The organism is Streptomyces sp. NPDC053048, assembly GCF_044547045.1.
Classification (GTDB): domain Bacteria; phylum Actinomycetota; class Actinomycetes; order Streptomycetales; family Streptomycetaceae; genus Streptomyces.
This window is the reverse complement of sequence record NZ_JBITZS010000006.1, coordinates 391,035-414,129: the sequence shown is the minus strand read 5'-3', so window position 1 is coordinate 414,129 and position 23,095 is coordinate 391,035. Positions and strand designations below refer to the sequence as shown.

At 68.2% G+C, this 23,095-nt stretch carries 34 protein-coding genes; 32 read left to right on the top strand and 2 right to left on the bottom strand.

Annotated elements, in window-relative coordinates:
• Window positions 1-9: 9 nt before the first annotated feature.
• Complete coding sequence (locus ACIG36_RS18565) at window positions 10-2,142, bottom strand: PIG-L family deacetylase (protein ID WP_399928547.1); 2,133 nt, start codon at window positions 2,140-2,142, stop codon at window positions 10-12.
• Window positions 2,143-2,756: 614 nt separating this feature from the next.
• Here ACIG36_RS18565 and rpsJ point away from each other — a divergent pair.
• The 31 genes from rpsJ to truA all read left to right on the top strand — a co-directional run bounded on the left by rpsJ (window position 2,757) and on the right by truA (window position 19,891).
• Window positions 2,757-3,065, top strand: a complete 309-nt coding sequence (gene rpsJ / locus ACIG36_RS18560; protein ID WP_003948644.1) for a 30S ribosomal protein S10 — start codon at window positions 2,757-2,759, stop codon at window positions 3,063-3,065.
• Between the two features lie 13 nt (window positions 3,066-3,078).
• Entirely contained in the window at window positions 3,079-3,723 is a 645-nt protein-coding gene (gene rplC, locus ACIG36_RS18555; RefSeq protein WP_360909202.1) for a 50S ribosomal protein L3, read from the top strand.
• Window positions 3,724-3,730: 7 nt separating this feature from the next.
• Entirely contained in the window at window positions 3,731-4,390 is a 660-nt protein-coding gene (gene rplD, locus ACIG36_RS18550; protein ID WP_399928545.1) for a 50S ribosomal protein L4, read from the top strand.
• Window positions 4,390-4,713 carry a 50S ribosomal protein L23 gene (rplW, locus tag ACIG36_RS18545; RefSeq protein WP_106677948.1) on the top strand — a complete coding sequence of 108 codons (324 nt, stop codon included), beginning with the start codon at window positions 4,390-4,392 and terminating at the stop codon, window positions 4,711-4,713. The genes rplD and rplW overlap by 1 nt, the downstream gene beginning before the upstream one ends.
• Window positions 4,714-4,753: 40 nt before the next feature.
• Entirely contained in the window at window positions 4,754-5,590 is an 837-nt protein-coding gene (gene rplB, locus ACIG36_RS18540) for a 50S ribosomal protein L2 (protein ID WP_399928543.1), read from the top strand.
• A 12-nt stretch (window positions 5,591-5,602) separates the two neighbouring features.
• On the top strand, window positions 5,603-5,884 hold the full coding sequence (rpsS, locus tag ACIG36_RS18535) for a 30S ribosomal protein S19 (RefSeq protein WP_030368412.1): 282 nt from the start codon (window positions 5,603-5,605) through the stop codon (window positions 5,882-5,884).
• 42 nt (window positions 5,885-5,926) lie between these two features.
• Window positions 5,927-6,274 (top strand): 50S ribosomal protein L22, encoded by a 348-nt coding sequence (gene rplV / locus ACIG36_RS18530; RefSeq protein ID WP_031012097.1) that lies wholly within the window; start codon window positions 5,927-5,929, stop codon window positions 6,272-6,274.
• Entirely contained in the window at window positions 6,274-7,092 is an 819-nt protein-coding gene (gene rpsC, locus ACIG36_RS18525; protein WP_071964543.1) for a 30S ribosomal protein S3, read from the top strand. Before rplV ends, rpsC begins: the two co-directional genes overlap by 1 nt.
• A gap of 5 nt (window positions 7,093-7,097) precedes the next feature.
• Window positions 7,098-7,517, top strand: a complete 420-nt coding sequence (rplP, locus tag ACIG36_RS18520; RefSeq protein WP_030368409.1) for a 50S ribosomal protein L16 — start codon at window positions 7,098-7,100, stop codon at window positions 7,515-7,517.
• Window positions 7,517-7,741 carry a 50S ribosomal protein L29 gene (gene rpmC, locus ACIG36_RS18515; protein ID WP_030368408.1) on the top strand — a complete coding sequence of 75 codons (225 nt, stop codon included), beginning with the start codon at window positions 7,517-7,519 and terminating at the stop codon, window positions 7,739-7,741. The genes rplP and rpmC overlap by 1 nt, the downstream gene beginning before the upstream one ends.
• A complete protein-coding gene (gene rpsQ, locus ACIG36_RS18510; RefSeq protein ID WP_311608933.1) occupies window positions 7,741-8,022 on the top strand; it encodes a 30S ribosomal protein S17 in 282 nt (93 codons plus the stop codon). The genes rpmC and rpsQ overlap by 1 nt, the downstream gene beginning before the upstream one ends.
• 101 nt (window positions 8,023-8,123) lie before the next feature.
• Complete coding sequence (rplN, locus tag ACIG36_RS18505) at window positions 8,124-8,492, top strand: 50S ribosomal protein L14 (RefSeq protein ID WP_099199421.1); 369 nt, start codon at window positions 8,124-8,126, stop codon at window positions 8,490-8,492.
• A gap of 3 nt (window positions 8,493-8,495) precedes the next feature.
• Window positions 8,496-8,819 (top strand): 50S ribosomal protein L24, encoded by a 324-nt coding sequence (rplX, locus tag ACIG36_RS18500; protein ID WP_399928539.1) that lies wholly within the window; start codon window positions 8,496-8,498, stop codon window positions 8,817-8,819.
• Window positions 8,819-9,379: a 50S ribosomal protein L5 gene (rplE, locus tag ACIG36_RS18495; protein WP_086567288.1), complete on the top strand. Its 561-nt coding sequence runs from the start codon at window positions 8,819-8,821 to the stop codon at window positions 9,377-9,379. The genes rplX and rplE overlap by 1 nt, the downstream gene beginning before the upstream one ends.
• 5 nt (window positions 9,380-9,384) lie before the next feature.
• Complete coding sequence (locus ACIG36_RS18490) at window positions 9,385-9,570, top strand: type Z 30S ribosomal protein S14 (RefSeq protein ID WP_399928535.1); 186 nt, start codon at window positions 9,385-9,387, stop codon at window positions 9,568-9,570.
• A gap of 211 nt (window positions 9,571-9,781) precedes the next feature.
• On the top strand, window positions 9,782-10,180 hold the full coding sequence (rpsH, locus tag ACIG36_RS18485; protein ID WP_071964540.1) for a 30S ribosomal protein S8: 399 nt from the start codon (window positions 9,782-9,784) through the stop codon (window positions 10,178-10,180).
• A gap of 21 nt (window positions 10,181-10,201) precedes the next feature.
• Window positions 10,202-10,741: a 50S ribosomal protein L6 gene (gene rplF, locus ACIG36_RS18480; RefSeq protein WP_399928533.1), complete on the top strand. Its 540-nt coding sequence runs from the start codon at window positions 10,202-10,204 to the stop codon at window positions 10,739-10,741.
• A 3-nt stretch (window positions 10,742-10,744) separates the two neighbouring features.
• A complete protein-coding gene (gene rplR / locus ACIG36_RS18475) occupies window positions 10,745-11,128 on the top strand; it encodes a 50S ribosomal protein L18 (protein ID WP_399928530.1) in 384 nt (127 codons plus the stop codon).
• A gap of 46 nt (window positions 11,129-11,174) precedes the next feature.
• Window positions 11,175-11,777 (top strand): 30S ribosomal protein S5, encoded by a 603-nt coding sequence (rpsE, locus tag ACIG36_RS18470; RefSeq protein WP_190111585.1) that lies wholly within the window; start codon window positions 11,175-11,177, stop codon window positions 11,775-11,777.
• Window positions 11,777-11,959, top strand: a complete 183-nt coding sequence (rpmD, locus tag ACIG36_RS18465) for a 50S ribosomal protein L30 (protein WP_086567281.1) — start codon at window positions 11,777-11,779, stop codon at window positions 11,957-11,959. The genes rpsE and rpmD overlap by 1 nt, the downstream gene beginning before the upstream one ends.
• A 1-nt stretch (window position 11,960) precedes the next feature.
• A complete protein-coding gene (gene rplO / locus ACIG36_RS18460; RefSeq protein WP_399928526.1) occupies window positions 11,961-12,416 on the top strand; it encodes a 50S ribosomal protein L15 in 456 nt (151 codons plus the stop codon).
• Between the two features lie 226 nt (window positions 12,417-12,642).
• The gene (gene secY / locus ACIG36_RS18455) at window positions 12,643-13,956 is read left to right on the top strand and encodes a preprotein translocase subunit SecY (RefSeq protein WP_399928523.1); all 1,314 of its coding nucleotides are present in this window, start codon (window positions 12,643-12,645) and stop codon (window positions 13,954-13,956) included.
• Window positions 13,956-14,612, top strand: coding sequence for an adenylate kinase (locus tag ACIG36_RS18450; protein ID WP_399928520.1), 657 nt, complete (start codon window positions 13,956-13,958; stop codon window positions 14,610-14,612). The genes secY and ACIG36_RS18450 overlap by 1 nt, the downstream gene beginning before the upstream one ends.
• Window positions 14,613-14,758: 146 nt before the next feature.
• Window positions 14,759-15,595 carry a type I methionyl aminopeptidase gene (map, locus tag ACIG36_RS18445; protein WP_399928518.1) on the top strand — a complete coding sequence of 279 codons (837 nt, stop codon included), beginning with the start codon at window positions 14,759-14,761 and terminating at the stop codon, window positions 15,593-15,595.
• A gap of 140 nt (window positions 15,596-15,735) precedes the next feature.
• A complete protein-coding gene (infA, locus tag ACIG36_RS18440; RefSeq protein ID WP_003956442.1) occupies window positions 15,736-15,957 on the top strand; it encodes a translation initiation factor IF-1 in 222 nt (73 codons plus the stop codon).
• Between the two features lie 61 nt (window positions 15,958-16,018).
• Entirely contained in the window at window positions 16,019-16,132 is a 114-nt protein-coding gene (gene rpmJ / locus ACIG36_RS18435) for a 50S ribosomal protein L36 (RefSeq protein WP_003956441.1), read from the top strand.
• 178 nt (window positions 16,133-16,310) lie between these two features.
• Window positions 16,311-16,691, top strand: coding sequence for a 30S ribosomal protein S13 (gene rpsM, locus ACIG36_RS18430; RefSeq protein ID WP_030368393.1), 381 nt, complete (start codon window positions 16,311-16,313; stop codon window positions 16,689-16,691).
• 69 nt (window positions 16,692-16,760) lie between these two features.
• Window positions 16,761-17,165 (top strand): 30S ribosomal protein S11, encoded by a 405-nt coding sequence (rpsK, locus tag ACIG36_RS18425; protein WP_003948617.1) that lies wholly within the window; start codon window positions 16,761-16,763, stop codon window positions 17,163-17,165.
• A 147-nt stretch (window positions 17,166-17,312) separates the two neighbouring features.
• Window positions 17,313-18,335 (top strand): DNA-directed RNA polymerase subunit alpha, encoded by a 1,023-nt coding sequence (locus ACIG36_RS18420; protein ID WP_004946635.1) that lies wholly within the window; start codon window positions 17,313-17,315, stop codon window positions 18,333-18,335.
• 160 nt (window positions 18,336-18,495) lie between these two features.
• Window positions 18,496-18,960 carry a 50S ribosomal protein L17 gene (rplQ, locus tag ACIG36_RS18415; protein WP_030368392.1) on the top strand — a complete coding sequence of 155 codons (465 nt, stop codon included), beginning with the start codon at window positions 18,496-18,498 and terminating at the stop codon, window positions 18,958-18,960.
• 76 nt (window positions 18,961-19,036) lie between these two features.
• Window positions 19,037-19,891 (top strand): tRNA pseudouridine(38-40) synthase TruA, encoded by an 855-nt coding sequence (gene truA / locus ACIG36_RS18410; protein WP_399928516.1) that lies wholly within the window; start codon window positions 19,037-19,039, stop codon window positions 19,889-19,891.
• Window positions 19,892-19,928: 37 nt separating this feature from the next.
• On the opposite strand, the gene ACIG36_RS18405 is transcribed toward truA, so the two are convergent.
• Window positions 19,929-22,049, bottom strand: a complete 2,121-nt coding sequence (locus ACIG36_RS18405) for a glycosyltransferase family 4 protein (protein WP_399928513.1) — start codon at window positions 22,047-22,049, stop codon at window positions 19,929-19,931.
• Window positions 22,050-22,259: 210 nt separating this feature from the next.
• Here ACIG36_RS18405 and ACIG36_RS18400 point away from each other — a divergent pair, with 210 nt between their 5' ends.
• On the top strand, window positions 22,260-23,093 hold the full coding sequence (locus ACIG36_RS18400) for a hypothetical protein (RefSeq protein ID WP_399928510.1): 834 nt from the start codon (window positions 22,260-22,262) through the stop codon (window positions 23,091-23,093).
• The last annotated feature ends 2 nt before the right edge of the window (window positions 23,094-23,095 follow it).

Genomic DNA, 23,095 nt, shown 5'->3' with positions numbered 1-23,095 from the left:
CGCGGTCTGTCAGGCGCCCGATCCGGGCGCCGGGCGCCACACCCAGGGGGTGGCGTCCGGGCCCAGGCCCACGGCGCACAGCCGGTGGCTCGCGTCCGTGAGCAGCGCCGGGGAGCCGACGGGGACCAGGGCGCGGGACGGGCGTACGGGGGAGTCGCCGTCCTCGGCGTCGGCGAGCTGTATCTCGCCGCTCACCGCGCGGCTGAGCACCATCAGGGAGTCCTTGCGGCCGCGCCGGGGCACGGTGACGGCGCCTATGGCCCCGTACCCGGCGAAGCCCCGCAGCCCGGAGCCCGCGGTCCGCTCGGCGCTGGAGCCGTCCTCGGTGAGTCTGAAAGCGGCGGGCTCCGCGGTGGCGGGCGTGCGGTAGACGACGGTCAGCGCGCCGTCCGGGCCGAGGGCGGCCCCCACGCGGTCGCCGCCGGGGCCCGGCAGGTCCTTTAGCGGCATGTGGCGGACCGGCTTGTCCGGGGCCTCCTGGCTCCAGTGGTGCACGGTGTCCCGGCCGACGCCGAAGACGTGGACGCGCTGCTGCCGGTCCAGGGCGACGGTCAGCCCCTCCTGGATGTCCTGCCCGTGCAGGCTGCGCCATTTGCCCCAGGTGCCGTCCGGCTCGCGGACGCGGCTGGAGAGGCCCTTGCCGGCGTTGCGTACGAACAGGTGGACGCGTCCGTCCGGGGTGGCGACGGCGGCGGGCATGCCCACCCGGCGGCCGCGCTCGGTCCTGCGCTCGGGGTTGCCCAGGCCCGTCCAGGCCTTGAAGGAGCCGCCGGGCGTGCGCTGCTCCAGGACGACGATCTCGCGGCTGTTGGCGCGCCCCTGGCCCTCGAGGCCGGAGAAGCGCAGGGCGAACAGCAGGCGGCGGCCCTTGGCGTCCTTGACGGAGGCCAGGGAGGGGGCGAGCGGCCCGCCGCCGAGGTTCTGCGGGTCGCCCCAGCGGCCGCTGCCGGGGGAGGACTCCTGCCAGCGGACGGCCTGCATGCCGAGCACGCCGAAGGCCTCGAGGCGCCCGGCGCGGTCGCTGTCCGCGGCGACCGTGGACCCCGGGTAGCGGTAGTGGGTGGAGCGGATCCAGCCCTTGCGGTTCTTCAGCGGGCGGTCGCCGCCCTGGCCGTAGTCGCCGCAGCCGGAGGCGTTCCCGCACTGCCAGGAGGGGGAGCCGCCGTAGGCCTCGACCAGGCGGTGCTTGTCCTTGACGATCTCCGGAGGGAGATTGTGCGGCCAGCGCTGGTTGTAGTAGCCGCGGAAGGCGTTGACGGTGAAGCGCGGCGGGTGCCCGGCGCGCCGGGTGCTCTCGGCCACCCACTGGGCGAGGGCCTTCCAGGTGAAGAGCGCGGTGGGGGTGTGGTCGCGGTGGTCCGAGCACGCTCCGTAGTCGTTGTCCTTGGGGTGCGTGGCGTCGTGGACCTGGTAGTCGGGGTCGGGGTCCATGGTGTGGACGACCGTGGGCCGGAACTTGGCCATGATCGCGGCCAGCGCGTCGACCAGCGTCCGGTGCCGGTAGGTGGTGACGCTGGTGCAGGGGGAGTCCTTGGCGACCATGCTCTGCATCACCGCGTACGGGCGCTCCCACAGCTGGGGCAGGCGGGTGTTGCCGCTGGAGAGCATGGCGATGTTCAGGAAGACCAGCCGGACCCTGCGCCTGCCGTTGGCGAGCTCGTTGGTCTCGGCGCGGACACCACCCGGAAGGTCCATGACGGACTTCTTCCATGGGGTGAACCTGTCCTTGCCGATCATCTCGGCGTAGGCCTGGCGGAGCCCCTGGTGGCGGGCGGCGGAATAGGCGGCCTTGTCCGGCTTGGGCTTGGGCAGGGGCATGCCCGAGGTCCAGTTCTGCCCCACGGCCTCGCCCGCGGTGACGTAGACGGAGACGACCGGGACGCCCGCGGTGACCAGGTGCTGGGCGTCGGGGTTCATGAAGAACAGGTCGTCGTCGGGGTGTGCCATGACCTGCAGCAGCAGGGAGCCCTCGGGGTTGTTGAACGACTGCGTGGCGCTGGGATCGACGGACCGCGTGGCGTCGGGGCCGGGAGCGACCCGCCCGGAGCCTGTGCTGCAGCCGGCCGCGGTGACCGCCGTGGTGGCGGCGACGCCCGCGAGGACGGCCCGGCGTGAGATGCCCCTGCGCTGTGAGGTGTTCAACAAAGTGACTCCGTCCCGTCGTCCAGCGCGCGCAGCCCCGGCTGCCCCAGCGAGATAGGGGACGGCTGGAGCGGGGCATGGGTTGCCCAAGCCCTGACAAAGCCTGCCGGTCCGGCGAGGCGGAACCGTCCCACACGCCCGCCGGGGCGTGACAGCCGTGACACCAGGCTGTTCGCGACCATAGTGTCCCGTATGTCGGCGGGGTGGTTTGACAAGTGCGCCGCTCGGGGTACCGTCTTCGGCCGCGATTGGCGCCTCTTCGGGCGCGTATGGCACACTGTTCAGGTTGCTCGGTTGAGTGCCGATGCTGCGCGCCTCCCGCCGGGAGGACTGGAAGCGAGTCCCGCAGTACTCGTCGCCTCTTTTCAGAGGCGGAAGTACGGGAATCTTCCGGGAAGTGTCAGCGGGGCCCCAGCCAGGCGCTCGGTGGGTGTTCTTCCCCCACAAACCCCTTGAGCAGGGAATCCCCTTTGGGGATTCTGCTGGAAGGGGCGCGACACGCCCGACCGCGTGGGTCGGAGGTGGAGTGGGGAGGAGCGGTGTTTCCGGAGGTTTCCGGGGGCACAGCCGGCCGAGTCCCAGAGCGTTACGAGAGACAGGACTACTGAGTAGCCATGGCGGGACAGAAGATCCGCATCCGGCTCAAGGCCTACGACCACGAGGTCATCGACTCCTCGGCGAAGAAGATCGTCGAGACGGTGACCCGCACTGGTGCGTCGGTCGCGGGCCCGGTGCCGCTGCCCACTGAGAAGAACGTGTACTGCGTCATCAAGTCGCCGCACAAGTACAAGGACTCGCGCGAGCACTTCGAGATGCGCACGCACAAGCGCCTCATCGACATCCTCGACCCCACGCCGAAGACGGTTGACTCGCTCATGCGTCTCGACCTGCCGGCTGGCGTCGACATCGAGATCAAGCTCTGAGGTGACGCGCGAGATGGCTAAGAACATTAAGGGCGTCCTGGGCGAGAAGCTCGGCATGACCCAGGTCTGGGACGAGAACAACCGGGTTGTCCCGGTGACCGTCGTCAAGGCCGGGCCCTGCGTCGTCACCCAGGTCCGCACCAACGACATCGACGGCTACGAGTCGGTCCAGATCGCCTTCGGCGAGATCGACCCGCGCAAGGTGAACAAGCCCCTCAAGGGCCACTTCGCCAAGGCCGACGTCACCCCGCGCCGCCACCTGGTGGAGCTGCGTACCGCTGACGCCAGCGAGTACACGCTCGGCCAGGAGATCACCGCTGCCGTGTTCGAGTCGGGCGTCAAGGTTGACGTCACCGGCAAGAGCAAGGGCAAGGGCTTCGCCGGTGTCATGAAGCGTCACAACTTCCGTGGCCTCGGCGCCGGGCACGGCACCCAGCGCAAGCACCGCTCCCCCGGTTCCATCGGTGGCTGCGCCACCCCGGGCCGTGTGTTCAAGGGCCTCCGCATGGCGGGCCGCATGGGCAACGAGCGGGTCACCACCCAGAACCTGACCGTCCACGCCGTTGACGCGGAGAAGGGCCTGCTCCTGATCAAGGGCGCGGTTCCTGGTCCGAACGGCGGCCTCGTCCTGGTCCGTACCGCGGCCAAGGGGGCCTGAGGTAACGATGAGCACCATTGACATCCTTTCGCCGGCAGGCGACAAGGCCGGGACCGTCGAGCTCCCCTCGGAGATCTTCGACGCGAAGGTCAGCGTTCCGCTGATCCACCAGGTCGTCGTCGCGCAGCTGGCCGCTGCCCGTCAGGGCACGCACAAGACGAAGACCCGTGGCGAGGTCCGCGGCGGTGGCCGCAAGCCTTACCGCCAGAAGGGCACCGGTCGCGCCCGTCAGGGTTCGACCCGCGCGCCGCAGTTCGCCGGTGGTGGCGTCGTGCACGGTCCCGTGCCGCGTGACTACTCGCAGCGCACGCCCAAGAAGATGAAGGCCGCCGCCCTGCGCGGTGCCCTCACCGACCGGGCGCGCCACAGCCGTATCCACGTCGTCTCCGGCGTGGTCGACGGCGCGGTGTCCACCAAGGCCGCCAAGACCCTGCTCGGCAAGATCTCGGAGCGCAAGAACGTGCTCCTGGTCGCCGACCGGTCCGACGAGGCCGCGTGGCTGTCCGCCCGCAACCTGCCCCAGGTCCACATCCTGGAGCCGGGCCAGCTGAACACGTACGACGTGCTCGTCTCCGACGACGTGGTCTTCACCCAGGCCGCCTTCGAGTCCTTCGTGTCTGGCGCGCCCGCTGGACGGAACGCTGAGACCGAAGGGAGCGAGGCCTGATGACTGAGGCCGTCGTCACCAGCAAGACCTTCTCGGACCCGCGTGACCTGCTGGTCAAGCCGGTTGTCTCCGAGAAGAGCTACGCGCTGCTGGACGAGAACAAGTACACGTTCATCGTCGACCCGCGCGCCAACAAGACCCAGATCAAGCAGGCCGTCGAGGCGGTCTTCTCGGTCAAGGTCACCGGGGTCAACACGATCAACCGCCAGGGCAAGCGCAAGCGCACCCGCACCGGTTTCGGCAAGCGCGCCAACACCAAGCGCGCCATCGTGACCCTCGCCGAGGGCGACCGTATCGACATCTTCGGCGGTCCGACCGCCTAACGGCGGTCTGGATCGTCCGAAATCGGACGAGGACTGAGAAATGGGTATCCGCAAGTACAAGCCGACGACCCCGGGCCGTCGTGGCTCCAGCGTCGCCGACTTCGTCGAGATCACGCGGTCCACGCCGGAGAAGTCGCTGGTCCGCCCGCTGCACAGCAAGGGTGGCCGTAACAACACCGGTCGCGTGACCGTCCGCCACCAGGGTGGCGGCCACAAGCGCGCCTACCGCGTGATCGACTTCCGTCGTCACGACAAGGACGGCGTGCCGGCCAAGGTCGCTCACATCGAGTACGACCCGAACCGCACCGCGCGCATCGCGCTCCTGCACTACGCAGACGGCGAGAAGCGCTACATCATCGCCCCGGCGAAGCTCAACCAGGGCGACCTGGTCGAGAACGGCCCCACGGCCGACATCAAGCCGGGCAACAACCTCCCGCTGCGCAACATCCCGGTCGGTACCACGATCCACGCGATCGAGCTCCGTCCCGGCGGTGGTGCCAAGTTCGCCCGCTCCGCCGGTTCCTCCGTGCAGCTGCTGGCGAAGGAGGGCGCCTACGCCCACCTGCGCATGCCGTCCGGTGAGGTCCGCCTGGTCGACGTCCGCTGCCGCGCCACCGTTGGCGAGGTCGGCAACGCCGAGCAGTCGAACATCAACTGGGGCAAGGCCGGCCGTATGCGCTGGAAGGGCGTTCGCCCGACCGTCCGCGGTGTCGCCATGAACCCGGTTGACCACCCGCACGGTGGTGGTGAGGGCAAGACCTCCGGTGGTCGCCACCCGGTCTCCCCGTGGGGTCAGAAGGAGGGTCGTACTCGTTCTCCCAAGAAGGCGAGCAACAAGTACATCGTCCGCCGCCGCAAGACGAACAAGAAGCGCTAGGAGCGGGTTTAGATGCCGCGTAGTCTCAAGAAGGGGCCCTTCGTCGACGACCACCTGATCAAGAAGGTGGACGCCCAGAACGAAGCCGGCACCAAGAACGTCATCAAGACCTGGTCCCGTCGCTCCATGATCGTGCCGGCCATGCTCGGCCACACGCTCGCGGTGCACAACGGCAAGACGCACGTCCCGGTGTTCGTCACCGAGTCGATGGTCGGCCACAAGCTCGGCGAGTTCTCGCCGACCCGCACCTTCCGCGGCCACGTCAAGGACGACCGCAAGTCGAAGCGCCGCTAAGGCGGGGTGTGAACGACTATGACTGACACCGAAGGGACAACCATGGAAGCCAGGGCCCAGGCGCGGTACATCCGCGTCACGCCCATGAAGGCCCGCCGCGTGGTGGACCTCATCCGTGGCATGGACGCCACGGAGGCTCAGGCGGTCCTGCGTTTCGCCCCGCAGGCCGCGAGCGTGCCGGTGGGCAAGGTGCTGGACAGCGCCATTGCCAACGCCGCGCACAACTACGACCACACGGACGCTTCGTCGCTGTACATCAGCGAGGCGTTCGTGGACGAGGGCCCGACCCTGAAGCGGTTCCGTCCGCGCGCTCAGGGCCGTGCCTACCGGATCCGCAAGCGGACCAGCCACATCACCGTGGTCGTCAGCAGCAAGGAAGGAACCCGGTAATGGGCCAGAAGGTTAACCCGCACGGGTTCCGGCTCGGCATCACCACCGACTTCAAGTCGCGTTGGTACGCCGACAAGCTGTACAAGGACTACGTCAAGGAAGACGTTGCCATTCGTCGCATGATGACGAAGGGCATGGAGCGCGCCGGTATCTCGAAGGTTGAGATCGAGCGCACCCGCGACCGCGTCCGCGTTGACATCCACACCGCTCGTCCGGGCATCGTCATCGGCCGCCGCGGCGCCGAGGCCGACCGCATCCGCGGCGAGCTGGAGAAGCTGACCGGCAAGCAGGTCCAGCTGAACATCCTCGAGGTCAAGAACCCCGAGGTGGACGCTCAGCTGGTGGCCCAGGCCGTCGCCGAGCAGCTGTCCTCCCGCGTCTCCTTCCGTCGCGCCATGCGCAAGAGCATGCAGTCGACGATGAAGGCCGGCGCCAAGGGCATCAAGATCCAGTGCGGTGGCCGTCTCGGCGGCGCCGAGATGTCCCGCTCGGAGTTCTACCGCGAGGGCCGTGTGCCCCTGCACACGCTCCGCGCGAACGTCGACTACGGCTTCTTCGAGGCCAAGACCACCTTCGGCCGCATCGGCGTGAAGGTCTGGATCTACAAGGGCGACGTCAAGAACATCGCCGAGGTCCGCGCCGAGAACGCTGCCGCGCGTGCGGGCAACCGCCCGTCCCGTGGCGCCGGCGACCGCCCGGCCCGTGGTGGCCGTGGTGGCGAGCGTGGCGGCCGCGGCCGCAAGCCGCAGCAGGCTGCCGAGGCCCCCAAGGCCGAGGCCACCGCTGCTCCGGCTGAGTCCACCGGAACGGAGGCCTGACCGACATGCTGATCCCTCGCAGGGTCAAGCACCGCAAGCAGCACCACCCCAAGCGGAACGGCATGGCCAAGGGTGGCACCGAGCTGGCGTTCGGTGAGTACGGCATCCAGGCCCTGACCCCGGCCTACGTGACGAACCGGCAGATCGAGTCCGCTCGTATCGCCATGACCCGTCACATCAAGCGTGGCGGCAAGGTCTGGATCAACATCTACCCGGACCGTCCGCTGACGAAGAAGCCGGCCGAGACCCGCATGGGTTCCGGTAAGGGTTCTCCGGAGTGGTGGATCGCGAACGTCAAGCCCGGTCGGGTGATGTTCGAGCTGTCCTTCCCGAACGAAAAGGTCGCTAAGGAGGCGCTCACCCGCGCCGCCCACAAGCTTCCGATGAAGTGCCGCATTGTTCGGCGCGAGGCAGGTGAGTCGTGATGGCCGCTGGTATCAAGGCGACCGAGCTGCGTGAGCTGAACGACGAGGACCTCGTCGCGAAGCTCCGTGAGGCCAAGGAAGAGCTGTTCAACCTCCGCTTCCAGGCGGCGACCGGGCAGCTTGAGAACCACGGTCGGCTCAAGTCCGTCCGTAAGGACATCGCCCGGATCTACACCCTGATGCGCGAGCGTGAGCTGGGCATCGAGACGGTGGAGAGCGCCTGATGAGCGAGAAGAATGTGACTGAGACGAACGAGCGCGGTTTCCGCAAGACCCGTGAGGGTCTCGTCGTCAGCGACAAGATGGACAAGACCGTCGTCGTCGCCGTCGAGGACCGCGTCAAGCACGCGCTGTACGGCAAGGTCATCCGCCGTACCAACAAGCTCAAGGCGCACGACGAGCAGAACGCTGCCGGCGTCGGCGACCGCGTCCTCATCATGGAGACGCGTCCGCTGTCGGCGACCAAGCGCTGGCGCATCGTCGAGATCCTCGAGAAGGCCAAGTAATTTCTGAGGGGTTTTCCCTCAGATAAGTTCCGCCAGGCTCGGCGTGGGGCCTCACCCGTTGAGGCCCCCGCCGGGAACCGGCAGACGATCAGGAGATAGACGTGATCCAGCAGGAGTCGCGACTTCGGGTCGCCGACAACACTGGTGCCAAGGAGATCCTTTGCATCCGTGTTCTCGGTGGTTCCGGTCGCCGCTACGCGGGCATCGGTGACGTCATCGTCGCCACCGTCAAGGACGCGATCCCCGGCGGCAACGTGAAGAAGGGTGACGTCGTCAAGGCCGTCATCGTTCGCACCGTCAAGGAGCGCCGCCGTCCGGATGGCTCGTACATCCGTTTCGACGAGAACGCCGCTGTCGTTCTCAAGAACGACGGTGACCCCCGCGGCACCCGTATCTTCGGCCCCGTGGGCCGAGAGCTGCGCGAGAAGAAGTTCATGAAGATCGTCTCGCTCGCGCCGGAGGTGCTGTAACCGATGAAGATCAAGAAGGGCGACCTGGTCCAGGTCATCACCGGTAAGGACAAGGGCAAGCAGGGCAAGGTCATCGTGGCCTTCCCCGCCGACAACCGCGTCCTCGTCGAGGGTGTCAACCGGGTCAAGAAGCACACCAAGGCCGGCCAGACCGCTCGTGGTTCGCAGACCGGCGGCATCGTCACGACCGAGGCCCCCATCCACGTGAGCAACGTTCAGCTCGTCGTGGAGAAGGACGGCAAGAAGGTCGTCACGCGTGTCGGTTACCGCTTCGACGAGAACGGCAACAAGATCCGCGTTGCCAAGCGCACCGGTGAGGACATCTGATGACTGCCACCACCAACGCGCCGCGTCTCAAGCTGCGCTACCGCGAAGAGATCGTCGGCAAGCTGCGTGAGGAGTTCTCCTACGAGAACATCATGCAGGTTCCCGGCCTCACCAAGATCGTGGTCAACATGGGTGTGGGCGACGCCGCCCGCGACTCCAAGCTGATCGAGGGCGCCATCCGCGACCTCACCACGATCACGGGCCAGAAGCCCGCCGTGACCAAGGCTCGCAAGTCCATCGCGCAGTTCAAGCTGCGTGAGGGCCAGCCGATCGGCGCCCACGTCACCCTCCGTGGCGACCGCATGTGGGAGTTCCTGGACCGCACCCTGTCGCTCGCGCTGCCGCGCATCCGCGACTTCCGTGGTCTGTCCCCGAAGCAGTTCGACGGTCGGGGCAACTACACCTTCGGTCTCACGGAGCAGGTCATGTTCCACGAGATCGACCAGGACAAGATCGACCGCGTCCGGGGTATGGACATCACCGTGGTGACCACGGCGACCAACGACGACGAGGGCCGCGCCCTCCTTCGTCACCTCGGCTTCCCCTTCAAGGAGGCGTAACCGAGATGGCGAAGAAGTCTCTGATCGCTAAGGCCTCGCGCAAGCCCAAGTTCGCGGTGCGCGCGTACACCCGCTGCAACCGCTGCGGCCGGCCGCACTCCGTGTACCGCAAGTTCGGCCTCTGCCGCGTGTGCCTTCGTGAGATGGCTCACCGTGGCGAGCTGCCGGGCGTGACCAAGAGCTCCTGGTAACAACCCACTTGGGTTGACCAGGGCTCTCGGTAAGCATCAAGGACGGTGGGGCCCAGCCCTTGACTCGCGTAGAGTTGAAGGGTTGGGCGCCCGCCGCCCATGACCGTCTTACTACGCCGTAGGTCCCCGCGCCGCACCCGCTCCGACGTCAAGTTCGGGGAGAGGGATGGCGCAGATAGGAAACCACGGCGAGAGAGGCCGAAGGCCAAACATGACCATGACCGATCCGATCGCAGACATGCTGACCCGTCTGCGGAACGCGAACTCGGCTTACCACGACTCCGTGGCGATGCCCCACAGCAAGATCAAGGCGCACATCGCCGAGATCCTGCAGCAGGAGGGCTACATCGCCGGCTGGAAGGTCGAGGACGCCGAGGTCGGCAAGAAGCTCGTCGTCGACCTCAAGTTCGGCCCGAACCGTGAGCGCTCCATCGCGGGCATCAAGCGGATCTCGAAGCCGGGCCTCCGGGTCTACGCAAAGTCCACCAACCTGCCGAAGGTCCTCGGCGGCCTGGGCGTGGCGATCATCTCCACGTCCCACGGTCTCCTGACCGGCCAGCAGGCCAGCAAGAAGGGCGTGGGTGGGGAAGTCCTCGCCTACGTCTGGTAATCGGGAACGGAGGAATAGCTAATGTCGCGTATTGGCAAGCTGCCCATCCAGGTTCCCGCTGGTGTGGATGTCACCATCGATGGCCGTGACGTGCAGGTGAAGGGCCCCAAGGGCACCCTGAACCTCACCCTCTCGGCGCCCATCGAGATCGCCAAGGGCGAGGACGGCGTTCTCAACGTCACCCGTCCCAACGACGAGCGTCAGAACAAGGCCCTGCACGGCCTGTCCCGCACGCTGGTGGCGAACATGATCACCGGCGTGACCCAGGGCTACAGCAAGGCTCTTGAGATCAGCGGTGTCGGTTACCGCGTCCAGGCGAAGGGCTCCAACCTGGAGTTCGCCCTGGGCTACAGCCACCCGATCCTGATCGAGGCCCCCGAGGGCATCACCTTCAAGGTCGAGTCGCCCACCAAGCTCAGCGTCGAGGGCATCGACAAGCAGAAGGTCGGCGAGGTTGCCGCCAACATCCGCAAGCTTCGCAAGCCCGACCCCTACAAGGCCAAGGGCGTGAAGTATGCGGGTGAGGTCATCCGCCGCAAGGTCGGAAAGGCTGGTAAGTAAGCCATGGCATACGGTGTGAAGATCGCCAAGGGTGACGCGTACAAGCGCGCCGCCAAGGCCCGCCGCCACATCCGCATCCGCAAGAACATGTCGGGTACGGCCGAGCGTCCGCGCCTGGTCGTGACGCGCTCCAACCGTGGCATCACCGCCCAGGTGATCGACGACATCAAGGGTCACACCCTGGCGTCGGCGTCCCACCTGGACGCGTCGATCCGTGGTGGCGAGGGCGACAAGAGCGCCCAGGCCACGAAGGTGGGCGCCCTGGTCGCCGAGCGTGCCAAGGCCGCCGGCGTCGAGGCCGTCGTGTTCGACCGCGGTGGCAACAAGTACGCCGGGCGCATTGCCGCTCTGGCGGACGCCGCCCGCGAAGCCGGGCTGAAGTTCTAAGCCCCGGTTCCGGAGCTAGCGGACGTAACAGAGAGAGGTAATTCCAATGGCTGGACCCCAGCGCCGCGGAAGCGGTGCCGGTGGCGGCGAGCGGCGGGACCGGAAGGGTCGCGACGGTGGCGCTGCCGCCGAGAAGACCGCGTACGTTGAGCGCGTAGTCGCGATCAACCGCGTCGCCAAGGTTGTCAAGGGTGGTCGCCGCTTCAGCTTCACCGCGCTGGTCGTGGTGGGCGACGGTGACGGCACGGTCGGTGTCGGTTACGGCAAGGCCAAGGAAGTTCCGGCTGCCATCGCCAAGGGCGTGGAAGAGGCCAAGAAGAACTTCTTCAAGGTCCCCCGTATCCAGGGCACCATCCCCCACCCGATCCAGGGCGAGAAGGCGGCCGGTGTCGTCCTGCTCAAGCCCGCCACCCCCGGTACCGGTGTTATCGCCGGTGGCCCGGTGCGTGCGGTGCTCGAGTGCGCCGGCGTCCACGACATCCTGTCGAAGTCGCTCGGTTCGTCGAACCCGATCAACATCGTGCACGCCACGGTGGAGGCCCTCCAGGGACTGCAGCGTCCCGAGGAGATCGCCGCCCGTCGTGGTCTGCCGCTCGAGGACGTCGCCCCCGCGGCTCTGCTGCGGGCGCGTGCGGGAGCGGGTGCGTAATGGCTCGTCTCAAGGTCACGCAGGTTAAGTCCTACATCGGCAGCAAGCAGAACCACCGCGACACCCTTCGTTCGCTTGGCCTCAAGCGCATGAACGACGTGGTTGTCAAGGAGGACCGCCCCGAGATCCGCGGCATGGTGCACACCGTCCGCCACCTCGTGACGGTTGAGGAGGTCGACTGACATGGCGGAGAACAACCCGCTGAAGGTCCACAACCTCCGTCCTGCCCCGGGCGCCAAGACCGCCAAGACCCGTGTCGGTCGTGGTGAGGCGTCCAAGGGTAAGACCGCAGGTCGTGGTACCAAGGGCACCAAGGCCCGTTACCAGGTTCCGGAGCGCTTCGAGGGTGGGCAGATGCCCCTCCACATGCGCCTCCCGAAGCTGAAGGGCTTCAAGAACCCCGCCCACAAGCAGTTCCAGGTCGTGAACCTGGACAAGCTGGCCGCGCTCTACCCGCAGGGTGGCGAGGTCACGGTGGCCGACCTGGTCGCCAAGGGTGCGGTTCGCAAGAACGAGCTCGTCAAGGTCCTGGGCCAGGGCGAGATCTCCGTGGCGCTGCAGGTGACGGTCGACGCCGTCTCCGGCTCCGCCAAGGAGAAGATCGCCGCCGCCGGCGGCACCGTCTCCGAGCTCATCTGAGTTCGTTGATCTGACAACCGGGGATGTCCCAAAAGGGGCATCCCCGGTTGGTCGTTCCAAGGGGGGCACGGTCGCCGGTAAGGTGGCGTGCACTGTTGCTGTATCAGTGGGGGCCCATGCCTCCGAGCCGCCCGGCCTGTGTCCGGGCGGACTTGACAGTTATGTATTCGTCGAACCACAACACCGTCACCTCTCACGTGGCTGCGTGAGAGGCGCAGGAGGCACCGTGCTCACCGCGTTCGCCCGGGCGTTCAAGACGCCCGACCTGCGCAAGAAGCTGCTGTTCACGCTGGGCATCATGGTGCTCTTCCGGCTGGGTGCGCATGTACCCGTGCCCGGTGTCGACTACCGCAATGTCCAGACCTGCATGGACCAGGCCAAGAGCGGGATGGGCCTTTTCGGCCTCGTGAACATGTTCAGCGGTGGTGCGCTGCTGCAGATCACGATCTTCGCGCTCGGCATCATGCCGTACATCACGGCGAGCATCATCCTTCAGCTGCTCACCGTTGTCATCCCGCGTCTGGAGGCCCTCAAGAAGGAGGGCCAGTCCGGCCAGGCAAAGATCACGCAGTACACGCGCTATCTGACCGTCGCCCTGGCGATCCTCCAGGGCACCGGCCTCGTCGCCACCGCCAGCAACGGCGCGCTGTTCGGGAACTGCACCGTCGGCAACCAGATCGTCCCGGACAAGTCGGTCTTCACCACCGCCATCATGGTCATCACCATGACCGCGGGCACCGCGCTGATCATGTGGCTCGGTGAGCTGATCACCGACCGCGGCATCGGCAACGGCATGTCGATCCTGATGTTCACCTCCATCGCGGCCGGCTTCCCGGGCGCCCTGTGGGCGATCAAGATGCAGGGCAAGCTGATGGACGGCTGGCTGGAGTTCGGCCTGGTGATCCTCTGCGGTCTGGCCATGGTCGCGCTGGTGGTCTTCGTCGAGCAGGCCCAGCGCCGCATCCCCGTGCAGTACGCGAAGCGCATGATCGGCCGCCGGTCCTACGGCGGTACGTCGACCTACATCCCGCTCAAGGTGAACCAGGCCGGTGTGATTCCGGTCATCTTCGCCTCGTCGCTGCTCTACATCCCGGCACTGCTGGTGCAGTTCACGGGCTCCAAGGCGGACTGGGCGAACTGGGTGCAGGCCAACCTGGTCAAGGGTGACCACCCCATCTACATGGTCACGTACTTCCTGCTGATCGTCTTCTTCGCGTTCTTCTATGTCGCCATCTCCTTCAACCCCGAAGAAGTTGCCGACAATATGAAGAAGTATGGTGGGTTCATCCCGGGCATCCGGGCCGGCCGTCCCACGGCCGAGTACCTGAGCTATGTGCTGAACCGCATCACGTGGCCGGGCTCGCTCTACCTGGGCCTGATCGCCCTGGTGCCGACCGTGGCACTGGTCACACTCAACGCGAACCAGAACTTCCCGTTCGGTGGAACCAGCATCCTGATCATCGTGGGTGTCGGTCTTGAGACTGTGAAGCAGATCGAGAGCCAGCTTCAGCAGCGCAACTACGAAGGGTTCCTCCGCTGATGCGAATCGTCCTCGTCGGGCCGCCCGGCGCCGGCAAGGGTACGCAGGCCGCGTACCTCGCCAAGAACCTCGCGATCCCGCACATCTCGACGGGCGACCTCTTCCGGGCGAACATCAGCCAGGGCACGCCCCTGGGCCAGAAGGCCCAGGAGTACATGCGCGCCGGCCAGCTCGTGCCGGACGAGGTCACCATCGGGATGGCCAAGGACCGCATGCAGCAGCCCGATGCCGCGCACGGCTTCCTGCTCGACGGCTTCCCCCGGAACCTGGCCCAGGCCGAGGCGCTGGACCAGATCCTCAAGGCCGACGGCCTCAAGCTGGACGCCGTCCTGGACCTCGAGGTCCCCGAGGACGAGGTCGTCAAGCGGATCGCCGGCCGCCGGATGTGCCGCAAGGACAGCAGCCACATCTTCCACGTGATCTACAACCCGCCGGCCGCGGAGGGTGTCTGCGACACCTGCGGCGGCGAGCTGTACCAGCGCGAGGACGACAGCGAGGACACCGTCCGCAAGCGGCTGGAGGTCTACCACAGCGAGACCGAGCCGATCATCGACTACTACAAGGCCCAGGGCCTGGTGGTGACGATCTCGGCCCTCGGCAAGGTCGCCGAGGTGACCCAGCGGGCCATGTCCGCGCTGGAGCGCGAGGAGTCCTGACCCCGCCGGGGTCCATACGGCCGCGATGCCCGACCGGGCATCGCGGCCGTATTGTGTTCGGGCGGGCGCGCCCGCGCCCCGGGAGGACCGGGCGGCGCCCTCCAGACAGAACGTTTCATCCGTCGTCGAGAAAGGCGTCAGCCGTCATGGTCGAGATCAAGACCCCGGAGCAGATCGCGAAGATGCGCGAGGCGGGGCTGGTCGTCGCCGCCATCCACGCGGCCACCCGGGAGGCCGCGGTGCCCGGTGCCACGACCAGGGACCTGGACGAGGTCGCCCGCAAGGTGCTGGCCGAGCACGGCGCCAAGTCGAACTTCCTCGGGTACGGCGGCTTCCCCGCGACGATCTGCACCTCGGTGAACGAGGTCGTCGTCCACGGCATCCCGGACGAGAGGACCGTCCTGAAGGACGGCGACATCATCTCGATCGACGCCGGCGCGATCGTGGACGGCTGGCACGGCGACGCCGCCTTCACGGCCTTCGTGGGCACCGGTCACGCTCCGGAGCTGATTGAGCTCTCCCGGGTGACCGAGGAGTCCATGTGGGCGGGCATCGCGGCCGTGAGGAACGGCAACCGCCTGGTGGACATCTCCAAGGCCATCGAGGGCTACATCCGCCGCCAGCCCCGCCCGGCCAGCGGCAAGTACGGGATCATCGAGGACTACGGCGGCCACGGCATCGGTTCCGAGATGCACATGGACCCCCACCTGCTGAACTACGTCTCGCGCAAGCGCGGCAAGGGCCCCAGGCTCGTCCCGGGCTTCTGCATCGCGATCGAGCCCATGGTGAGCCTGGGCACCGCGAAGACGCACGTCCTCGAGGACGACTGGACGGTCCTCACGGACGACAAGAGCTGGTCCTCCCACTGGGAGCACTCCGTCGCCCTGACGGAGCAGGGCCCGCTGGTGCTCACCGCGGTCGACGGAGGCCGCGCCAAGCTGGCGGAGTACGGCGTCACGGCGGCGCCCGACCCGCTGGCTTAAGGATCTTTGCGGCGGGGCAAGCACCCTGGATTAGTCTTTCCGGTTGCCCTGACGTAGACTGATGCGTCGGCTCTCGTGTATCCGCATGCCTGCGTGCATACGGGGGAGTCGATCAAGGTAGCCGATTCGAAAGGCGAAGCGTGGCCAAGAAGCAAGGTGCCATCGAGATCGAGGGCACCGTGATCGAGTCTCTGCCGAACGCCATGTTCAAGGTGGAGCTCCAGAACGGTCACAAGGTCCTCGCGCACATCAGCGGCAAGATGCGTATGCACTACATCCGCATCCTTCCGGATGACCGGGTCGTCGTGGAGCTGTCTCCCTACGACCTGACGCGTGGCCGGATCGTCTACCGCTACAAGTAGATCTTGTCGACGCCCCGCTTCCGGCGGGGCGACGGCACTGACCCGGAGAACCTCACATCCCATGAAGGTCAAGCCGAGCGTCAAGAAGATCTGCGACAAGTGCAAGGTGATCCGCCGCCACGGCCGGGTCATGGTCATCTGCGACAACCTGCGCCACAAGCAGCGCCAGGGCTGACGCAGAAGCCTGCACTCCGCAGTTCTTCGCGCGACGCGAGCAAAAAACGTACATACGCAGAACCCGTCCAGTGATCACTGGCGACACCTCCGGCGGGGGCCGGGGACCCGGAACGTACCTAGTACGGCGGCCGGGATCGGTTCTGTGTCAGACCCCCGAGAACATCTGGAGCCATTGAATGGCACGCGTTTCCGGTGTTGACATCCCGCGCGACAAGCGCGTGGAGGTCGCACTCACCTACGTCTTCGGCATTGGCCGCACCCAGTCGCAGGCGACCCTCGCCGCCACCGGTGTGAACCCGAACACCCGCGTTCGTGACCTTCCCGAAGAGGACCTGGTCAAGATCCGCGAGTACGTGGACGCCAACCTCAAGACCGAGGGTGACCTCCGTCGCGAGATCCAGGCCGACATCCGCCGCAAGGTCGAGATCGGCTGCTACCAGGGTCTGCGTCACCGTCGTGGCCTGCCCGTCCACGGTCAGCGCACCAGCACGAACGCTCGTACCCGCAAGGGCCCGCGTCGCGCCATCGCCGGCAAGAAGAAGCCGGGCAAGAAGTAGTCCGCAGCGGACGCTCACCAGCGGTCTTCGCTGTAGGACCGACCACCTCCCTCCATCCAGGAGTAAGACATGCCCCCCAAGGGTCGTCAGGGCGCTGCCAAGAAGGTGCGCCGCAAGGAAAAGAAGAACGTCGCTCACGGCCACGCGCACATCAAGAGCACGTTCAACAACACCATCGTTTCGATCACCGACCCCACGGGCAACGTGATCTCCTGGGCCTCCGCCGGCCACGTCGGCTTCAAGGGCTCGCGCAAGTCCACCCCCTTCGCCGCGCAGATGGCCGCCGAGTCGGCCGCCCGCCGCGCGCAGGAGCACGGCATGCGCAAGGTTGACGTCTTCGTCAAGGGCCCGGGTTCCGGTCGCGAGACCGCCATCCGTTCGCTCCAGGCGACGGGCCTCGAGGTCGGCTCCATCCAGGACGTCACCCCGACCCCGCACAACGGCTGCCGTCCGCCGAAGCGCCGCCGCGTCTGATCCGTCGGGCCGCGAGGCCCGCTGATCATCTTCGCGCCGCTTCGTACGGCACACGGGCGGTACGGCTCCTCGGGGCCGTATCGCCCGTACCCTTGTAATACCTCAGGACATCAAATAGTGGGTGTCCATGACTGAAGGATTCATCGCATGCTGATCGCTCAGCGTCCCTCGCTGACCGAAGAGGTCGTCGACGAGTTCCGCTCGCGGTTCGTGATCGAGCCGCTCGAGCCGGGCTTCGGCTACACCCTCGGCAACTCCCTGCGTCGTACGCTCCTCTCCTCGATCCCGGGTGCGGCGGTCACGTCCATCCGTATCGACGGTGTCCTGCACGAGTTCACCACCGTGCCGGGCGTCAAGGAGGACGTCACCGACCTGATCCTCAACATCAAGCAGCTGGTCGTCTCCTCGGAGCACGACGAGCCGGTCGTGATGTACCTGCGCAAGCAGGGCCCGGGTCTGGTCACCGCCGCCGACATCGCCCCGCCGGCCGGTGTCGAGGTGCACAACCCCGACCTGGTCCTGGCGACCCTGAACGCCAAGGGCAAGCTGGAGATGGAGCTGACCGTCGAGCGCGGTCGCGGCTACGTCTCCGCCGTCCAGAACAAGCAGGTGGGCCAGGAGATCGGCCGTATCCCGGTCGACTCCATCTACTCGCCGGTTCTCAAGGTCACCTACAAGGTCGAGGCGACCCGAGTCGAGCAGCGCACCGACTTCGACAAGCTGATCGTCGACGTCGAGACCAAGCAGGCCATGCGCCCGCGCGACGCCATGGCGTCCGCCGGTAAGACCCTGGTCGAGCTGTTCGGTCTGGCCCGCGAGCTCAACATCGACGCCGAGGGCATCGACATGGGCCCGTCCCCCACGGACGCCGCCCTGGCCGCCGACCTGGCGCTGCCGATCGAGGAGCTCGAGCTCACCGTTCGGTCCTACAACTGCCTCAAGCGCGAGGGCATCCACTCCGTGGGTGAGCTCGTCGCCCGTTCCGAGGCCGACCTGCTCGACATCCGCAACTTCGGTGCGAAGTCGATCGACGAGGTCAAGGCGAAGCTGGCCGGCATGGGCCTGGCCCTCAAGGACAGCCCGCCCGGATTCGACCCGACCGCCGCGGCCGACGCCTTTGGCGCCGACGACGACGCGGATGCCGGGTTCGTCGAGACCGAGCAGTACTGATGGTTTTCGGGTGCGGGTGCGCTGTGGCTTGTCGCGCAGTTCCCCGCGCCCCTTCCGGGCGCCCCTTCGGGGGCTGCCCGGATCTCCGACAGGCGACCGCCTGCTCGGATACTGACTCCGGTACCTGATACGGCCGGGGCAGACACCTAGGAGAAACACCATGCCGCGTCCCACCAAGGGTGCCCGTCTGGGCGGCGGTGCCGCGCACGAGAAGCTGATGCTGGCGAACCTCGCCAAGTCGCTCTTCGAGCACGGCCGCATCACGACGACCGAGGCCAAGGCCCGCCGCCTGCGTCCGGTCGCCGAGCGCCTGATCACCAAGGCGAAGAAGGGCGACATCCACAACCGTCGCCAGGTGCTGCAGACGATCACGGACAAGGGCATCGTCCACGTGCTCTTCACCGAGATCGCTCCGCGCTTCGCCGAGCGTCCGGGTGGCTACACCCGCATCACCAAGATCGGCAACCGTCGTGGCGACAACGCCCCGATGGCTGTGATCGAGCTGGTCGAGGGTGAGATCGCCAAGAAGGCGACCGTCGCCGAGGCCGAGGCCGCCACCAAGCGTGCGGTCAAGGAGTCCGAGGCTGCCGCCGAGGCTCCGGCCGAGGAGTCGAAGGACGCCTGACGCGTCTGACGTGTCAGTGACGGGCCCGCCCCTTTCCGGGGGCGGGCCCGTCCCGCATTCTGAGAGGAAACACTCGGTGAGTGACGAGGTGGAGCCCGGTTTCGTCCGGGTGCGGCTGGACCTGTCGTACGACGGCAAGGACTTCTCCGGCTGGGCCAAGCAGCGTGAGGGCCAGCGCACGGTCCAGGGCGAGCTCGAGGACGCGATCCGGACCGTGACGCGATCCAAGGAGACGTACGAGCTGACGGTCGCCGGCCGGACGGACGCGGGGGTGCACGCGCGCGGTCAGGTCGCGCACGTCGACCTGCCGGCCGAGGTGTGGGCCGAGCACGAGGACAAGCTGCTGCGCCGGCTCGCCGGCCGGCTGTCGCACGACGTCCGGGTGTGGCGTGCCACCGAGGCGCCCGCCGGGTTCAACGCGCGCTTCTCCGCGATCTGGCGGCGGTACGCCTACCGGGTCGTCGACCACCCCGGCGGCGTGGATCCGCTGTTGCGCGGTCATGTCCTGTGGCACGACTGGCCGTTGGACGTGGACGTGATGAACGCGGCCGCGCAGAAGCTGGTCGGCGAGCACGACTTCGCCGCGTACTGCAAGAAGCGCGAGGGTGCGACGACCATCCGTACGCTGCAGCAACTGAGCTGGGAGCGCGACGAGTCGGGCGTCGTCACGGCGACCGTGCGGGCGGACGCCTTCTGCCACAACATGGTGCGTTCGCTGGTGGGCGCGCTGCTGTTCGTGGGTGACGGGCACCGGCCGGTGGACTGGCCGGGCAAGGTGCTGGCCGCCGGAGTGCGGGACTCGGCGGTGCACGTCGTACGGCCGCACGGGCTGACGCTGGAGGAGGTCGGTTACCCGGCCGACTCCGAGCTCGCGGCCCGCAACCGGGAAGCGCGCAACAAGCGGTCGCTCCCCGGCGCGGGGTGCTGCTGATCCGCCGGACGGGCCTGACGGATCAGCACACGTACCGTCAGGCCCCTTCGGTGGCGGGCATGTTGACGGCCAGGTCGCTGGCCATCGTGAAGTACGGGCGGACGCCCGCGACCGTCGGGTAGAGGTCGGTCTTGTTGCGGTCGACGATGTCGCCGACGATCCGGCCGATGCGGATCGGGTCGGTGCCGGCGGCGATCCGCAGGGTCAGGTCCCACGTGGTGGCCTCGGCGCCGTCGCGGGCCGAGCGCAGCACCGCGTAGGGGACGGTGACGCGGAAGGACGTGGGGTCGACGACCTCGACGTCCGCCGACACCTCGGACGCCCCGCTGTCGCCGCGCGGGGTGCCGATGACCACGGGGTTGCTGTCGGCGGTGAACTCCGTGCCGTGCAGGGTGCCTTCGACGGTGAACGCGTCGCCGTCGTGGCGCACCGAGCGGGCCTCGGCGTGGGCGTCGCGGTGCCAGGCGCGCAGCGCGAGGTAGCCGTCGACGGTCGGGTAGGGCACCCACCAGGTGAAGGGTGCGCCCGGCAGCGGCTGGAGGTCGACCAGGCCCCGGCCCTCGGCGAGGTGGGAGACCACGCGGCGGCGGGCCTTGTCGTCGGCGCGCACCACGTGCAGGTCCCAGCGGCCCTCGCCCAGGCGCAGGTCGGCGCGCTTGAGGACGGCGGTCCAGGGGCCGCCGTCGGTGGCCGGCTTGTGCAGCGGCACGGCGACCGGCTTGCCCTCCTTGCGGCGGGTGACGGTCAGGGAGAGCTGCTCGCCGCTGACGCCCTTGCCCTGCACGGAGACGTGGATGTCGCCGTTGGTGTCGACGCGGCAGGAGGCCACGGGGCGCAGCGGCTTGCGGACGACGATGTCCTTCAGCACGGTCTTGACCGGCGGCTTGGCGGCCTTGGCGACCGGGCGGCGGCGCAGCGGCCGGACGATCTTGCCGGCGGTGCGGCGCAGCAGCTTGCCGAGCGGGACGGGCTGGTTGCCGGCGTCGGCCGTCGCGGGCTTGGCGCTGCTGGAGACGCGGGGGCCGCCGAGGCTGTCGATCAGCTCGAGGTAGGCGTCGGCGATGCGCTCGGGGGCGTAGCGCTGGGCGGATTCGCGGGCGGCGGCGCCCATGGTGCGGCGCAGGTCGTCGTCCTCGATGAGCTTGAGGAGGCCCTTGGCGATGGCGTCGCTGTCGCCGACGGGGACGAGCAGGCCGTCGTGGCCGTCGTTGATGATCTCGCCGGGGCCGTGCGGGCAGTCGGTGGCGACGACGGGGACGCCGCAGCCCATGGCCTCGACGATCGTCATGCCGAAGGACTCCTCGCGGGAGGTCACGGCGGCGATGGAGCCCTTGGCCCACTCGGTCTCGATGGGGGAGTGGGCGCCCATGAGGGTGATGGCCTCGTTGAGGCCGAGCCGGTCGACCTGGGCGCGGAGCTTGGCGAGCTCGGGGCCGCGGCCGTAGATGCGCAGCTTCCAGTCGGGGTGGGCCGCGGCGACCGTCTCCCAGGCCTTGACCAGCAGGTCGTAGCGCTTGACGGGGATGAGGCGGCCGGCGGCGACGACGAGCTTGGCGCTGCCGTCGGAGGGCTCGACCTCGGACGGGGGGCAGCCGTTCGGCAGGCAGACGATCTTGGTCTTGACGTCCGGGAACTGCTCCCGGTGGGTGCGCGCGTCGGCCTCGGAGACGGTGGTGTGCGCGTCGAGGTGCGGGATGGACGCGTCCTGGTAGGCGCGGATGGTCGGCTCGTGGGTGCCGTAGATCCGGTGTTCCTGACCGATGCGCAGGTAGTGGTCCCGGCCGAACTCGGCGAGGTACATCACCAGGCCGGGCCGGGTGGCCACGACGACGTCGGCGTCGGTCTCCGCGAGGTGCGCGGCGAGGCGCTGGTCGGTGAGGGCGTTGAAGTGCGCGCCCTTGGCCTCGACCGGCGGGATGTACTGGCTGTCCTGCTTGAGCAGGGGGTTGTCGCGGTCGGCGCCCTTCTCGGCCCGCTGGTCTATGAGGTTGACCAGCTTGACCTTGGGGTGCAGAGGAAGGCTGGGCTTCTCGCCCGTCCTCATGGTGGACACGATCTCGACGTCGTGCCGGGCGGCGAGTGCGCTCGCGACATTGAACGTGGACCGGATCGTGCCGCCGATGCCGTAGGCGTTCTGCAAAAGGAAAGAAATCTTCATGGCGGTGTGTGTCGCGGTCTGCCCGTGGCGCCGCGTCCGTCCTTCCCCCGTGGCCTGGGTGATGTCCGGGTCGTCCCGTGCGACCGGTCCGTCGGTTGGTTGTGCGGTCCGATCCGTCGGTTAAGACCGTTGGGAGGGATTTCGGTTGCCTGCGCAGCCTACATTGTGGCTTGGGTCACGTCGCAAGAGGGTGTGAGGAGGGCCGGCTCGGTGGGTGCTGGCAGGCGGGGAAAGGTGCGGACGCGGGCGCTGGCGGCGGTCGCCGTCACGGTCGTGGTGCTGGGGTGCGCGGCAGGCTGCGGTGGCGGCGGGCCGGGTGCCGGGGGCGGCGGCAGGAACGTGGAGGGCAAGGACGAGCCGGGGCTGCTGAAGGTGCTGGGCGCGGCCCAGCTGGGGCACGTGGAGCTGGGGACGGGCGAGGTGCCGGGTCTGGTGATCGAGAAGGGCTCGGCGGTGACGGCCGGGCACGGCCGTCCGGGGACGGACCGGCGCGCCTGCCGTCCGCTGGTGGTGGCCATGGGCTCGCTGCCGCAGCCGGCGCCCGTGGCATCCGTCGTCAACACCTTCGCCGGGCCCACCGGGGCCCGTGACTTCCAGGGCCTGCTGGGCACGATCCGGGTCTCGTCGTACGAGGGCGACGACGCCCGGACGACGCTGCGGGAGCTGCGCGCGGCCGCCGCGGAGTGCGAGGACGGCTTCGGGATGACGACGGGCGAGGGCGAGCCCCAGCGGTTCGAGGCGGTGCGGGTCCTGCCCCCGCCGGAGCTGGGTGACGAGGCGATGGCCTACCGGCTGGTCAACGCGGCGGAGGAGGCGCCGAGCCTGGTGACGGTGGTGCGGACGGGCACCACGTTGTCGATGTTCTTCGCGACGAACCTGGCCGATCCCGGGCGCGTGGAGATCCCGGAGCGGCTGGTGGCGGCGCAGGTGGCGAAGGTGGAGCGGCTGGCGCGCGCCGAGCGCCCGCCCACCGAGCCGCCCCCGCACGCCGGCCTCGCCGAGGGCGGCGAGGCCGGGGACAGTGACGGGGGTGAGGAGGAGTAGGG